The 14,334-nt window shown below is 58.5% G+C and carries 14 protein-coding genes; 10 read left to right on the top strand and 4 right to left on the bottom strand.

Features of this window, described 5'->3' with window-relative positions:
- The first annotated feature begins 19 nt into the window (after positions 1 to 19).
- The 7 genes from QRN20_RS01660 (at position 20) to QRN20_RS01630 (ending at position 7,023) form a co-directional block, all read left to right on the top strand.
- A complete protein-coding gene (locus tag QRN20_RS01660; RefSeq protein WP_122414683.1) occupies positions 20 to 1,222 on the top strand; it encodes a glycerophosphodiester phosphodiesterase family protein in 1,203 nt (400 codons plus the stop codon).
- Positions 1,223 to 1,582: 360 nt separating this feature from the next.
- A complete protein-coding gene (locus QRN20_RS01655; protein WP_163020309.1) occupies positions 1,583 to 2,416 on the top strand; it encodes an energy transducer TonB in 834 nt (277 codons plus the stop codon).
- 9 nt (positions 2,417 to 2,425) lie between these two features.
- Positions 2,426 to 3,112: a MotA/TolQ/ExbB proton channel family protein gene (locus QRN20_RS01650; protein ID WP_069144271.1), complete on the top strand. Its 687-nt coding sequence runs from the start codon at positions 2,426 to 2,428 to the stop codon at positions 3,110 to 3,112.
- Position 3,113: 1 nt separating this feature from the next.
- Positions 3,114 to 3,518 carry an ExbD/TolR family protein gene (locus tag QRN20_RS01645; protein WP_025996189.1) on the top strand — a complete coding sequence of 135 codons (405 nt, stop codon included), beginning with the start codon at positions 3,114 to 3,116 and terminating at the stop codon, positions 3,516 to 3,518.
- Between the two features lie 70 nt (positions 3,519 to 3,588).
- Entirely contained in the window at positions 3,589 to 5,880 is a 2,292-nt protein-coding gene (locus QRN20_RS01640; RefSeq protein ID WP_029242629.1) for a TonB-dependent receptor, read from the top strand.
- Positions 5,881 to 5,905: 25 nt separating this feature from the next.
- Positions 5,906 to 6,295, top strand: a complete 390-nt coding sequence (locus QRN20_RS01635; protein WP_088235259.1) for a type II secretion system protein — start codon at positions 5,906 to 5,908, stop codon at positions 6,293 to 6,295.
- Positions 6,292 to 7,023 carry a type II secretion system protein GspK gene (locus tag QRN20_RS01630; protein ID WP_029242627.1) on the top strand — a complete coding sequence of 244 codons (732 nt, stop codon included), beginning with the start codon at positions 6,292 to 6,294 and terminating at the stop codon, positions 7,021 to 7,023. Before QRN20_RS01635 ends, QRN20_RS01630 begins: the two co-directional genes overlap by 4 nt.
- A gap of 80 nt (positions 7,024 to 7,103) precedes the next feature.
- Here the strand turns inward: QRN20_RS01630 and QRN20_RS01625 are convergent, their stop codons facing one another.
- Positions 7,104 to 7,847 (bottom strand): PA3715 family protein, encoded by a 744-nt coding sequence (locus QRN20_RS01625; protein WP_122414681.1) that lies wholly within the window; start codon positions 7,845 to 7,847, stop codon positions 7,104 to 7,106.
- Between the two features lie 311 nt (positions 7,848 to 8,158).
- Here QRN20_RS01625 and QRN20_RS01620 point away from each other — a divergent pair, with 311 nt between their 5' ends.
- Positions 8,159 to 9,484 carry an NAD(P)/FAD-dependent oxidoreductase gene (locus tag QRN20_RS01620; protein WP_213673650.1) on the top strand — a complete coding sequence of 442 codons (1,326 nt, stop codon included), beginning with the start codon at positions 8,159 to 8,161 and terminating at the stop codon, positions 9,482 to 9,484.
- Between the two features lie 71 nt (positions 9,485 to 9,555).
- Here the strand turns inward: QRN20_RS01620 and QRN20_RS01615 are convergent, their stop codons facing one another.
- Complete coding sequence (locus QRN20_RS01615; protein WP_421668717.1) at positions 9,556 to 10,800, bottom strand: OprD family porin; 1,245 nt, start codon at positions 10,798 to 10,800, stop codon at positions 9,556 to 9,558.
- Positions 10,801 to 10,930: 130 nt separating this feature from the next.
- Positions 10,931 to 11,728: an NAD(P)H-dependent oxidoreductase gene (locus QRN20_RS01610; RefSeq protein ID WP_122414678.1), complete on the bottom strand. Its 798-nt coding sequence runs from the start codon at positions 11,726 to 11,728 to the stop codon at positions 10,931 to 10,933.
- Positions 11,729 to 11,812: 84 nt separating this feature from the next.
- Between QRN20_RS01610 and QRN20_RS01605 the strand changes: the two genes are divergently transcribed.
- Positions 11,813 to 12,733: a LysR family transcriptional regulator gene (locus QRN20_RS01605; RefSeq protein ID WP_122414677.1), complete on the top strand. Its 921-nt coding sequence runs from the start codon at positions 11,813 to 11,815 to the stop codon at positions 12,731 to 12,733.
- A 50-nt stretch (positions 12,734 to 12,783) separates the two neighbouring features.
- On the opposite strand, the gene QRN20_RS01600 is transcribed toward QRN20_RS01605, so the two are convergent.
- Positions 12,784 to 13,227, bottom strand: a complete 444-nt coding sequence (locus tag QRN20_RS01600) for a winged helix-turn-helix transcriptional regulator (protein ID WP_057408271.1) — start codon at positions 13,225 to 13,227, stop codon at positions 12,784 to 12,786.
- A 46-nt stretch (positions 13,228 to 13,273) separates the two neighbouring features.
- Here QRN20_RS01600 and QRN20_RS01595 point away from each other — a divergent pair, with 46 nt between their 5' ends.
- Positions 13,274 to 14,233, top strand: a complete 960-nt coding sequence (locus tag QRN20_RS01595) for an aromatic alcohol reductase (protein WP_285359947.1) — start codon at positions 13,274 to 13,276, stop codon at positions 14,231 to 14,233.
- The last annotated feature ends 101 nt before the right edge of the window (positions 14,234 to 14,334 follow it).

The following is a 14,334-nucleotide window of genomic DNA, read 5'->3' as shown; positions in this document are numbered from 1 at the left end:
CTTGAAGGAGGTCAAGATTATGTTACGTATGCCGAGATGGGTTTTAGCCTGTGCAAGTGCTGTTCTGATGACGCCCTGCGTCTCGTTTGCCGAAGTAAAGAATTACAACACCGACAAGATCGGTGACGTACTCAAAGATGCACACAATGATTTGACCATTGTCTGTGCCCACCGTGGATTGCATGGCACCGCCATAGGGACCAACTCTCATCCTGACTGGCTTCGCAACGTCCCGGAAAACTCGATCGCGGCTATCGAGCAGGCTCATAATGCTGGAATACCGTGCTCGGAAATCGATCTCCAGATGGACCGTGCAGGTCACGTCATTCTGTTACATGACAGCAACCTGGGCCGAACCACCAACGTTACTACGGTTGGACGTACAAGTGACTATGACCCTTACATTCCATCTGGCTACAACCCCGCCCTGTCAAACTACTTTGGGAATCCGCTTGATCTGTACCTTCGCAATCCATTGCGCAACGGCTATACGAATCAGAAGGTGCCGAGCCTCGATGACGTTCTGAATGCGATAAAGAATGACCGAATTGCAATGATCCTTTTACTGGACGTGAAGAATATCGCAGCTGCAAAACAAGCCTGGCAAATCGTCAAGGGGCATACCAATGCGTGGGGAACACCCGCCGAGCGCTGGGTGTATTTCAAGATGCCCGTCAACTCGATCGGCATGACGGCCGGTGAATTCGAGACCAAGGGCATCATCAATGTTCAGAGTGAATCACAGCGCTTCAGGCTGATTCCGGTATTCGGTGCTGATGCCATCGGTACCAGCGGTGGAGCGGCGAATCTACTTCGAAACTGGCAAGGCTACTACAACAAGAGTTATGTCTATGCAACCGAAGTGCGACTCAAGGAGTTTGACAGCACGCTTAAATTTCCACTCAACAATATCATCAATGCGTACAGCGCAATGAGAACGCAACCGCATCAAGTCAAAACGATGGGCGCCTATCAGCCCGTTCCGGAGACTAGAAACTATGCTTACTTTGCCGCTGATGGACATTGCTGCACAGTCCCCCATGACTGGCTCTGGAAATCGAAGAACTTTGGCGAGGAAACAGGCGATAACCGCCCAGACCTCCACTGGATCATACACACCGCTGGCGATGTGTTTCGATACATCATTACCGACGATCCTCTGACCGCCATGAAAGCACTGGAGGACAATGGGCGTCAAAACACAGGACTGATTACCAACTGATTATCGACACTCCTTACACCCCTGTTTAAATACTTCAATGCGTCGACCGGGCGCGCACCACGCACCCGGTCGAGTGCATGGCTATCACACGCCAAATCGGTGAAATAAACGCATCCGGATCAACTTTGCCAATCGTCATAAAACAGGAACAAAATCATCACATGGAGGCACTTTTCCGCGCTGAGTAATAGATGACGCGCAGCATACCAAGTTAATACTAACAGGCCACCATGCACCCAAGATGAAACTTAATAGCAAGTTTCCGCACCGTCACATTAACTACATAAAACCCATAGTAGCATCGCCCAACTTTTAAAAAGCGGCCCGCTCTTCGGTATTCCGCACTGAACTGGTGATGTTATGCCTGCGTTACTTTCATCCAGACGTCCGCCGCAACAGTTTCGCGAACACACGTCGGCACCAAACCTTGCAGCACACTCATTCGACAGGCCCGCCGCGCCGTTGCCGGAAGTGGCGGTGCCACCGATCGGCAAACGTCACATTGCGCTGGTCTGCGTCATCGCGCTGGGCGCGCATGTGGGTGGATTTCTCTTGTTGCACAACATGCCTGCGCAGCCGTTGCCGCCGATCACTCAACCGATGCCGATCGCCATGCAAATGGTCTCCGCCCCCAAACCGCCAATGCCTTCGGCACCTGCGGAGCCCGCGCCGCCTGTTGCACAACCGACGCCACCACCGCCGCCACCGCCGCCACCGCCGCCGCCACCTGCGCCGGTAGAGCCACCCAAACCTGTGGCCCCCACGCCCAAGCCAGCGACACGACCGGTGCCTGCCAAGCCACAGGCCAAGCCGCAAGTGGCCGAAAAGCCAGTCGCGCCTCCAACCCCTCCGGCGCCCCAGACCGTTGCAAAGGCAGCCCCGGCGCCAGCACCGAGCCCGGAGCCAAGAACCACTGCGCCCATTGGCCGCGCCGGTTACCTGAACAACCCGCCGCCGGTGTATCCGCCCGCCGCCGCGAAGCGCCATCAGCAGGGCACGACCCTGTTACGTGTGCATGTATTGGCCAGCGGCCATCCGGATCAGGTTGAAGTGGCGCAGACCAGCGGTTTCCCGGCACTCGACGACGCGGCAAAAGCGGCGGTGCGGCAATGGTCATTCACTCCTGCCAAGCGTGGCGACACTCCGGTCGATGGCTGGGTCAACGTTCCGCTTGCCTTCACTCTCGCTCCTTGAGGCTTCACTATGACAATCGACTATTCAACCCTGATCCAGCAAAGCTCCATGGGCATTCTGTTGCTGTTTTCACTGGCGACCTGGGCCGTGCTGTTGCTCAAGGCCTGGCAGCAGGGCAGCGCAAAACGCCAGAACAGGAACTACACCCAGGCGTTCTGGGCCGCGCAGGATTTTGATGCAGCGTTGCGCAGCGGCCCCGAGAAAAGCCAGTTGGCGCGTCTTGCGCAGGTAACGACCCGAGCGCTCTCCAATGGTCAGGACGGCCACGAGCCGACCGACAGCTGGAGTCGTCAGGAACTGCTCGAGCGCAGCCTGCATCAGCAGATTCACGGTGAACGACGCAGCCTCGAAAGCGGCATGATCGTGCTCGCGTCCATCGGCAGCACGGCACCGTTCATTGGTCTGTTCGGCACCGTGTTCGGCATCATCCATGCACTGCAAGCCATCAGCACTGCCAAATCAGCCAGCATTGCGATCGTGGCCGGGCCTATCGGCGAAGCCCTGATCGCCACCGGTGTCGGCATCGCCGTCGCCGTGCCTGCGGTGCTGGCCTACAACTTCCTGGGTCGTCGCGTGAAGCTCATGGTTGCCGATCTGGATGCGTTCGCAGTTGATCTGCTCAATCGCGCCCAGCGCCATGCCTTCCGATTGAAAGGTGAGCGTGACGGCGTCCGCAACCTCAGCGGGGTTGCATGACATGGCTTTTTCATCGAGCAATGACGACGACGCGATCAGCGATATCAACATCACGCCGATGGTCGACGTCATGCTGGTGCTGCTGGTGGTGTTCATCGTCACCGCGCCCTTGTTGACCAACGCCATCCCGCTGAACCTGCCGCAGACCGTGTCCACTGCGCCGCTGGATGACGCCAAACCGGTTGCGATCAGTATCGACGCCACAGGCAGTCTGTTCGTCGATGGCGAGCCTCTGGTCGAGGAGCAACTGCCGGATGCCCTGCAAACCCTTCATACGCGAGACCCGGAGGTCGCGCTGACCCTGCGCGCCGATACGGCAACCGACTACGGACGAGTCGCCCGCGTACTGGCGGATGTGCAGCGCTCCGGCATCACACGGCTCGCGGTGATTACCGAAAGCCCTTGAATCCAATAATCCCGGCCAGCTCTCACGCGGGCCGGAACCTGTCGACTCATTATGTCCTGGAAATCCTTTCATGATCACGTTATCGACCACGCACGCGTCACGTTTCCCCGTCCGACGCCTGGTGCTATTGATCGGTTTGCACACGTTAAGTCTGGCGGCTTATGCGCAGGACACCGCGACGCCGACCGAGGAACCCGTCTCCGCAGCGGCAGATACCACGCTGGGCACGGTTTCCGTCATCGGCCAGGGCGAAACGCGCCAGGTGCAGCGGGTGAGTGACAAGGACATCAAGGCGTATTCGGCCGCCACCAACCCGATGAAAGTCCTGCAGCGTCTGGCAGGGGTCAGCTTTCAGTCCGGCGACCCGTTGGGGCGGGAGGAGAGCAGTCAGCGCATCAGTCTGCGCGGCTTCGACATGCACCACCTGGGCTACACGCTGGATGGCGTCACGCTGGGCAACATGAGCTTTGCCAACTTCAACGGCCTGAGTATTACCCGGGCGATCATTGCGGAAAACATCGCCAGCAGTGAAGTGGCCGCCGGTATCGGCGCGCTGGGCACGGCCTCCAACAGCAATCTGGGCGGTACGGTTGCCTTCACCAGTTCCAACCCCGACAAGGAGCTTGGCGCGCGCCTGTCCCAGACCTTTGGCGACTACAAAACCAAACGGACGTTTGCGCGGTTCGACACCGGCGAATACAACGGTCTGGCCGCTTACATTTCCGGAGAAACGTACGACGCCGATGCCTGGAAAGGCCACGACAACCCGCAGGAATCGGACGCGGTCAACGCCAAGGTTACCTACGATTTCGGCAGCAACCACCTGAGTTTCTTTCACAGCACTTCGACACACAACGAGGCCAGCCTGCCATCGCTGTCGAGCAGCATGATCAGGCGTCTGGGTTACAACTGGAGCTATTACACGCCGGACTGGACCCGCGCCGTGAATGCGGCCAACGGCATCTTTACCGGCGGCGTCACCCGTGCGGGGGATGCGACCTACAACGGCAGCAGTCTGCGTGACGACGAGCTGGACATTCTGAGTGGCAATTTCTCGCTCAGCGACGATCTGCTGCTGGATGCTGCGGTCTATCACCACCACGACTCGGGCCGCGGCAACTCTTACTACCCGTTTACCTTTACCAGCGGCAGTACCACGGTGCCCACCAACTCCATTCGCAGCACGGTCTATGGCATCAACCGGTCGGGCTTTCAGACGTCGCTGACGTATTTCCTCGGTCAACACGAGATTCAGGGCGGTTTCTGGATTCAATCGAACAAGAACGACATCGGCCGCTATCTGTTCGACCCGACCGGGACTGCGCCGCAGAACAACATCGTGAGAACCAAGGGGCTGCCGCAGGTCGCGACTGTTCTTGCCCAGGATTACAACGACCTGACGCGGCAGTTCTATCTGCGCGACAGCTACACCTTGCTGGATGACCGTCTAAAGCTGGAGTTCGGTGCGAAGAACACGGTCACCACCTCGACCGCAGAAGGCAAGGGCGGCGGTTACGCCAGTGGCTCGCTGGAAGCACGGGACCGCTTCCTGCCGCAGCTGGGCGCGACGTACAAACTCAATGATCAGGATGAGGTCTTCACCTCGTATTCCGAGAACGTCGCCGCGTTCCCCAGCAGTGGCTACAGCCCGTTCTTCACCACGCAGGTTGCCGTCGACGCGGCGGGCGGTTTCAAGAACCTCAAGCCCGAAACTTCCAAGACCGTTGAAGTCGGTGTGCGCCGCAGCAATCCGCTGTACTCGACCTCGGCTGCGGTCTACAACACCAAATTCGACAATCGCCTGGTGGCGATCGCCAACTGCACTGGCATCGTGATCTGTCAGAACAGCGTCGCCAACGTCGGCTCGGTCACCAGCCGGGGCCTTGAGTTGACCTTTGCCCTGACGCCCAACGAAAACTGGCGCTGGTCCAACTCGGCGTCCTATAACCGAAGCACTTACGACGACGATTACCAGAGCGGCACCAGCCAGGTGCATGTCAAAGGCAAAACCGTGGTCGACACGCCCAAGCTGATGTATTCCAGCAGCCTGGACTGGCACTGGCAGCAATGGAACGCGGGCTTGCAAGGCAGCTACATGAGCAAGCGTTATTACACCTATACCAACGATTCGAGCGTCGCAGGTTACTGGCTGGCCAACACGACGCTGGGCTATGACTTCGGCAAGCTGGGTGCTGTCAAGGACACCACGCTGTCGCTGAACGTGGTGAACCTATTCGACAAGCGCTATATCTCCACCCTGAACACCGACGCCAGTGCCGCGAGCGATCCGACGGGCGACCTGCAGATTCTTCAAGTGGGCAACCCTCGCAGTGCGTTCGTCACTATGGCGGTTCGTCTGTAGCCTTGCCGTGCCGCGACAGGCCACCATGGAACGGGCAGGACACGCAAGCCGCGAAAGCGGCTTCACGATGCTGGAAATGCTCGCGGCGCTGACACTCATGGCCCTGTGCAGCACCGTAGTGCTGGTCGCGTTCGGCCAGAGCGCGCATTCCCTGTCGATGGTCGCGCAAAGCGACCGGCTGACCCATGTGGCCATGAGCGTGATGGATGAGCAAACCTCGGCACCGCTGACTCAAGGGCATCAACAGGGCAGCCTGGGTGACGGGATCGAATGGCAAATGAACGTCGCCCGACAACCGACCCATACGGGCCAGCCGCGCATGTTTCGTCTCGATCTTGTCGTTACCCAGGCACAACGCGCAGCTCGCTTCAGTACGCTGAAACTGGAACCTGCCACCGACAAGGCACACCTGTGAAAGGCGTTTCACGTCAGCACGGCGTGGCATTGCTGTTGGTGCTGTGGGTGCTCGCCATCCTGAGCCTGCTGCTGGGTTCGCTGGCTGGTTGGGTGCAACTGGAGAGTCGTCAGGCCTTACAGCTTCGTCAGCACGCCCAGGCGTTGATGGCGGCGCAGGCGGGCATCGAGCTGGCGGTTCAGGGCCTGCATGATCCTGCACAACGCGGGAAATGGATCGCCGATGGACGAGAAATCCCGCTGATGTTCGACGATGCCAGGCTTTTCATTCGCTTGCACAGCGAAAGCGGAAAGCTGTACCTGAACAACGCCGACCCTGAAGATTTCTCCCGCCTGGCGCTGGCCTGCGGCGCGACACAGGCTCAGGCCAGCCAGCTCGGCACCGAACTCGTGGCCAAACGTAACGACGGCCAGACACCTTTCAAACTGCTGGAAGAACTCAGCCAGCTCCCTGGCATGAGCCAGGCGCTTTACACCCGATTACTGCCGGAAATCACACTGTGGAGCGGCTACGACCGTCCCGACCCCGCATTCGCCAGCCCGTTGATGCGCAAGGCCCTGAATCTGCCGGCACAAAGCGCAGTGGACATGACGGTTGGGGACGTGCTGGTGATCGACAGTACGGCGCAAATGCCGGGCGGTTCTACTGCGCGTTTGCAGGTTACGGTGTTGCTGAGTCCTGAGCAGGGCGTGGAGAAGGCTTATGAGGTATTGCGGTGGGGGAAGTGAGAAATGTGTATGGGTTTGCATTGACGCCGTCCAGCGGGACAGCATCAAGTACAGATTTTATTCTTCAGCAGTAAGGCGCTTTATAAGCTCCCCAGGAATGACAATTCATCGGGCACTTCATAGTGACCCTTGTCGTATTTCAGAATCGTCCTGGAGGCGACAGGTCTGCTGCCTGTGCTTTCGCATTCTTCGCCTTTGACCTTGTGTAGTGTCTTGACGACCTGTTCGTCTATTTGCAGATTGGCCATTCCATTTATGCCTTTACCTGCTATGGATAGCGTGCGTTGGGTCTGGGTGAACTGACCAGTGCACATTCCATCCGACTCACCGTTATACCTGCTGACCTCCAGCGCTTTCATCACCGGACGTAACGTTTTACCCTCAAGTACGTAAAGATTCAGAAGTGTACTGTCCACTGTGACGACTCGGGATGAATTTCGAAGGGCTACCCTGACCCCAAATGCTCGCAGCTTCGGTGCAAGCTGATAGCGAGCGGTGTCCAGTGTCAGACCGTCAAAAAAAATTGCGTCTGAACTGATCGCTGCACTTTGATAATGCTGGGCGATGATCCTGTTGCTATTGGTATCCGTCACAAGCATCGCAAGCCCATAATCGCCCTCGCCATCTACCGTGACACTCTCGGCAAACGGCAGGGCTGCCAGTGTCTGGCTGGCGTTGGCCGGGTTGATCTTGCAGACCGCGTGCTCCTTGTCGAGCTTGAGATCGGGCTTGATGGCTCTGGCCCAGTCTGCAAGTTGTTCGGTACAGTCAGCGGAGGCTAACAGGGGAAGGACGAGTAGCGGCAGCGCGGCGAGTTTGAGCATTGCAGTGTTCGATTCCGTTCAAGGGCAGGGGAGGTGTTTCGTTAAATACATCACTGTCTTGCCGCAGTATCTTCGATAACAGGATCTAAGACGACGGCAATAAAAGCGCCGTGTGCGAATTGACAGATGACAGCCTGTTGTCCGCAATGGGGCTACATGTTCCTCATCGGCAAAGTCTGCCGAGGCAACCCTGCCAAACGGTGATTCATGCCAGCGGCTGGTTACTTTCAAGCATCTATGCATGGCGCTGTGGTGGTGTAATACATCAGTAACACGCCCACGCACTGAAGCCTTGAACGGACCCTCTGACCATGCCCGCACCTTTGACCGCCATAGAATCCTCCCCTGAATTACCGACGCAGGCCGATGTGGTCGTGATCGGCGGCGGCATCATCGGGGCGTTTACCGCCTATTACCTTGCAAGACGCGGCATGAAAGTCGCGCTGATCGAAAAAGGTCGTATAGGTGCAGAGCAATCAAGCCGCAACTGGGGCTGGTGCCGTCAGCAGAACCGCGATGCGCGTGAGCTGCCGATGGCCACCAAGGCTCTGGAATTGTGGGAACAATTCGGCGCAGAAACCGGCGAGCAGACCGGCTTCTCGCGCTGCGGCCTGCTGTACCTCAGCAACAACGAACAGGAAATCGCCGGCTGGGCGCGCTGGGGCGAGTTTGCTCGCACTGTCAATGTCGACACGCGCATGCTCACCTCGCAGCAAGCTGCCGAACACGGCAAGGCAACGGGCAAAAAGTGGAAAGGCGGGGTCTTCGCACCCTCTGACGGCACAGCGGATCCTTCCCGCGCAGCACCGGCAGTCGCACGCGCCATCATGGCCCTCGGCAGCACCGTGCATCAGGGCTGCGCCGTGCGCGGCATCGAGACCGAGGCGGGTCGGTTGTCTGCCGTCGTGACCGAAAAAGGCGTCATCCGCACCCCGATCGCCGTGCTCGCCGCAGGTGCCTGGGCGTCGTCGTTCTGTCGCCAGTACGGCATTCGCTTTCCCCAGGCGACCATTCGCCAGACCGTGCTCTCGGTCACCGCGCCAAGCGAAGAAATACCCGGCGCACTGCACACCGCCGGCGTATCGATGACTCGCCGTTTCGATGGCACCTACACGTTGGCAATCAGCGGAAGAGGGCGCGTCGATCCAACCCCTCAACTCCTCGGCTACGGCACGCAATTCCTGCCGATGTTCATGCGCCGTTGGCGCAACCTCGCGCCGGGCGGGCTGGAAGGCATTCGCTCAGGCCATGAAAGCTGGAAACGCTGGAGCCTCGATCAGCCGACACCCATGGAAAAAATGCGAATCCTCGACCCCACAGCCGACGCTTCGGCAGTCGCACTGACCTACCAACGCGCACAGGAACTGGTCCCGGCGCTGCGAGACTCATCGATAAACGCCGCCTGGGCCGGGTATGTGGACAGCACGCCGGATGGCGTTCCCGGAATCGGGGAAATGGCCAGCCTGCCTGGTTTGGTGCTGGCGGCGGGGTTCAGTGGTCACGGTTTTGGAATAGGGCCGGGGGCAGGGCATTTGATTGCCGATATTGTGAGTGGCGCTACGCCGATTGTTGATCCCAAGCCTTATCATCCGGATCGGTTCAAGGGATCGGCGTGGGGGAAGGTGGCGGATTTTTGAGGGGTGATTCGAAATCGACATCCTCGCCTCTGCTTGCCGTCGTGCCAGTTTCCTTTGGGTAACGGCCGGGTTTAGAACCCCAGCGGGTACTGAACCACCACATAGATCCGGTCAATGTCATCACCCGCCTGAGCGCTGTTGGCCCGGTGCGTGACCTGGGACAGTTGCACTGAAAGGTCCTTGGCCGCACCGGACTGGACGACGTAGTGCAGGTCAACATCCCGTTCCCAGTGACGGCCGCCATCACCTTGCTGAGGCTGGTACTCACCGCTGTCCGCGTCGAACGGGTTGTAGGCGCCGCCCTTGGGCGCATGCGTGCCGTCGATGTGGCTGCCGGACACGTAGCGGGTCATGAAACTCAGCCCCGGAATGCCGAATGCACCAAAATCCAGATCATAACGGGCTTGCCACGAGCGTTCGTTGGCACCGTTGAAGTCGGCGTATTTGATCGAGTTGGCCAGATAGATCGAATCGCCACCGACGAAATCGAAGGGCGTATCGCCGTCGATCCGTTGCCAGCCGAGCATCACTGCATGGGCACCAAAAGTGTATTTGCCCGAAAGGCTGAACGCGGTGTTGTCGATTTCTCCCGCCAGTGCCTGACCGGTATCGCGGGTGTGGTAAACGTTGGCATCGAGCAACACGCCGGACTGTTTCCAGTGCAAATTGGCGTAGTACTGATGCCAGGTTTCACTGAGGTCAGAAGCATACAACGCGCCACCCAGCGGGCTGTCGCTGAACAGCTCAGCCCCGACAAAACTGATCCCGCCAGCGTCGGTGCTGACGCCGTAGCCTTGAAAATCGTCCTTGCCGGATGCACTGTCCTGATTCTTGAACGCCGTGAAATGGCCTGCCATCAGGTTTACATTGTCGATCTCGCGACTGTTGAGCAGAAACCCTGTGGCGTACTCCGGCTGCAGGCGTTTGTCCGACGTATCGAATACTGGCGTCTCTACCGTCATTTCGCCAAAGGCCAGGGTGGTTCGGGAGGCTTTCAGCTTGAGCGCGCCACCTGCACTTGAGTAATCGCGCTCGCTGCGACCGTCACTGTCCACCGGCAGCAGTCCCGTGCCCGAATGCCCTTTGCCGCCATCCAGTTTCAGCCCGTAAAAAGCGTGAGCATCAAGACCCACTCCAATCGTGCCGTCAGTGAAGCCTGAGGTGAATGTGCCGATGAATCCCTGTGCCCATTCCTGTTTGTAGTTTTTTCCGGAGGGAGAAGGCGAGCGGTAGTCGTTGCTCAGAAAGTAATTGCGGGCGAGCAGGGTGGTGGCTGCATCGTCGAGGAAGCCCGTGGCGGAAGCGGATTCGGCCATCGCCGAGAAAAGCAGGCCGAGTGCAATGTGAGGCTGTTTGGAGAACTGCATTTTCGGGGACCAGGGATAGCGGGAATGCGTCGATGGTCCCTGAAAACAATAACGGTGGATTGAGTGGATGTGCTGACCTCTAACCTTCAGGCGTACTGCCCTCGTAGGTATGGATTCCAAGATCGTGACGTCCGGGTGCGATATGCGGCTTGAGTGTCAACGCCGGAATTTCATAGTCCCCGGCGTTCTGGCGACGAAATGCCAGAGGCTCATCATCGAACAGGTTATCCAGCCGAGCCGCATAAGCCATGCATAGCTGTTCGAAACGAACGGCGTCCATTTTCCCGGTTTTATAGATAGGAAAGGGTGGCATTACAGTGAACCCCGGATAGAACAGCACCCCGTGCTGGATAGGGAACAGCAGATCATCCAGTGCGCCGTTCACCCCGCGACCGCTGTAATGAGACTCCCATCCACCCATGCTGACCACCAACATCGCCCGCTTTCCAGCCATGCTGCCTTCGCCGTAGCGGTCGCCCCAGTGGCTCTCGCTGTGTTCGCCCACACCATAGGCAAATCCGTAGGCGTAAACGCGTTCGACCCAGCCCTTGAGGATCGCTGGCATCGAGAACCACCACAGGGGAAATTGAAAGATGACGGCGTCCGCCCATAGCAGTTTGGCCTGCTCTTCTTCGATATCTGTCGGCTGGGTACCAGCGGCGAATACACGCTGCGATTCGGTTGCGGGGTTGAAAGGCTTTTCGTGGTCGTAGCCTGGGGCGTCGTCCTTATCAATGGGCGCTTTCCAACGCATCTCGTACAGATCCGAAACCTTGACCTCGTGGCCCGCAGTTTTCAGGTGAGCGATTGCAAAATCCCTGAGCGAGCCATTGAGTGAACGAGGTTCCGGATGGGCATAAATCAGTAGCAGTTTCATAAGAGGCTCCGAGTGGGTGTATGCCTCACGGTAACGACGAACCCGGTATGATAGAAATGAATTTCCGAAACATATGGTATTTACATGCACAATACCTTGCGTCGTCTGGATCTCAATTTGTTGGTCACATTGGACGCGCTCCTGTCCGAGCAAAACGTCACACGCGCGGCGAGGCTGCTCAATCTCGCCCAGCCGACCGTCAGTCTGCAGCTGGGTCGGCTGCGGGAAATTCTGGACGATCCGTTATTGCTGCCCGGCCCCCGAGGCATGTCGCCGACCGAGCGCGCCCGTGAATTGCGCGGGCCGCTACGCGAAGCGCTGGTAGCGTTGGAAGGGGCGCTGAGTCCTGGCGCACCGTTCGATCCAGCACTGTCCAGCCAGACGTGGAAGGTTGCTGCCAGTGATTACGCAACGACGGCTTTGATCTGGCCATCGCTGGCGTCGCTCAGGCGTCTGGCCCCCAATACCCGCTTGGCACTGTTGAACAAACATCCCGTCAGCCTTGCCAACGATCTTGAAAGTGGCCAGCTTGACCTGGCGCTGCACACCCGCGATGAAGCGCCGCCAAAACTGCGTCAGCGGTCTTTGTTTCACGAACGCTATGTGCTGGCAGGGCGGCGAGATCATCCGGCCTTGGCAACCAGGCTGTCGCTCAAAGCGTTCTGCGGCCTTGAACATGCCGTGATGTCACCCAATGGCGCCGGGTTCGTCGGGAGCACTGATCAGGCGCTGGCGGCTAAAGGTCTGGAACGACGAGTCGTCTTGTCCGTGCCCAACTTCAACTCGCTTGTCTCGGCATTGGCCCACAGCGATCTGGTTGCGGTGGTGCCAGAAAGGCTGGTGCGAGATGCGCCCGCACTTATCGTCCAGGAGCCTCCACTCGCCATTCCAGGGTTTGAAATGCTCATGTTATGGCCCGAGCGACTACACCGGGATCCCGCTCATATATGGCTACGCGACCTTATCGCCTCGACCCAAACAGCCGCCAACTCAGAGGTTGACTAGCGGGTAGGGGACTCGAAAGTTCCCCTGCCTAATCTTCACCTCAAGATGCGTCACTGATTGTCATAACGTTTGCGCGCCTCGTTGAAACCATCCGACTGTTCGATCACCCACGTCCACAGCGGAATCATCTGCACCAATAAGCCCATTCCCAGTTCGGTCAAAGCGTACTCGACGCGCAGAGGCTTTTCGCCAAAGTCGTGACGAGAGATAAGCCCGTCGCGTTCCAGCTGACGCAGCGTGTGAGTGAGCATACGCTGGGTGACGCCATGCAATCGGCGACGTAGCTCCGCATGGCGCAACGGGCTGGTGACGCCCAGCGCATGCACCACGCCGAGTGACCATCGGTTACCGGAATGACCGAGGATATCGCGCTTGAGACCATCCTCATCATCGGAAAGCGCGCGACACGCATCCTGCGAAAGCCGCACGATTTCCTGAGCATCAAGACCACTCGGTATCACAGATGTACCTACTTTTTGCGCATCAAAGTCCATGACAAGATCCCTGGCCTCACGTTAAGTACGACAAAAGAGGCTTACCATGCAGGCTGCTATTTCAAACGTCAAACAACGCATTCTGGTCCTAGGGGCTGGCGAACTGGGACTTGCCGTACTGCAAGGACTGGCCGCCCGCTCAACCGAATCGATGAGCATCAGCGTGCTGCTGCGTCAGGCCACGGTGCAGAGTTCGAGCAAGGCAAAACAACAGGAAATCGACACCATCAGGACGCTAGGCATCGCCATCGAGACAGCCGATATCGCCGACGCCTCCGTGGAGGAACTTGCTGCTGTGCTCGAACGCTTCGACACGGTGATCAGTTGCGTAGGATTTGCAGCGGGCCGTGGGACACAGCGCAAACTGACCGAAGCCGCACTCATGTCGGGAGTGAAACGCTATATTCCGTGGCAATTCGGCGTCGACTACGACGTGATTGGCCGTGGCAGCCCTCAGGATCTGTTTGACGAGCAACTGGACGTTCGCGACCTGTTGCGTGCTCAATCCCGGACCGAGTGGGTGATTATTTCCACAGGCATGTTCACCAGTTTTCTGTTCGATCCAGCGTTCGGAGTCGTTGACCTGGCCGCCGGAAAGGTCAACGCACTGGGCAGTCTGGAAACCATGGTGACCGTGACGACACCCGAAGACATAGGCACGCTCACCGCCGCCATCGTGCTGCACAGCCCGCGCCTGATAAACCAGGTCGTATACACCGCTGGCGACACACTCAGCTACGGCGCCCTGGCTGACCTGGTTGAACGAGTCATCGGACGGAAAGTCGAGCGCGGGGAGCTTGGCGTGCAGCAGTTGCTGGCCGATCTTGCAGAGGAGCCTGATGATAATTTACGGAAATACCGGGCGGTGTTTGCCATGGGACGGGGTGTGGCTTGGGATGTGGCGGGGACGTTTAATGCGGTGCAGGGGTTGTCTGTGATGAGTGCGGAGCGGTGGGCGAGATCAAATCTTGGCCGTGGTAGAGAAGGGCACACGCACGTCGAGTAGCCTGGCGGGCGTCAGACTTCTATAGTCTGACTCGTTCCAACCGGTTGAGCTGTACGGGTGTTTTGCGCTTGCGATGGAGGGAATTGCGACTTGAGCCATAG

This window comes from Pseudomonas sp. fls2-241-TYG-175, from assembly GCF_030209155.1.
Classification (GTDB): Bacteria; Pseudomonadota; Gammaproteobacteria; order Pseudomonadales; family Pseudomonadaceae; genus Aquipseudomonas; species Aquipseudomonas viridiflava.
This window is presented reverse-complemented; position numbering and strand designations above follow the sequence as displayed.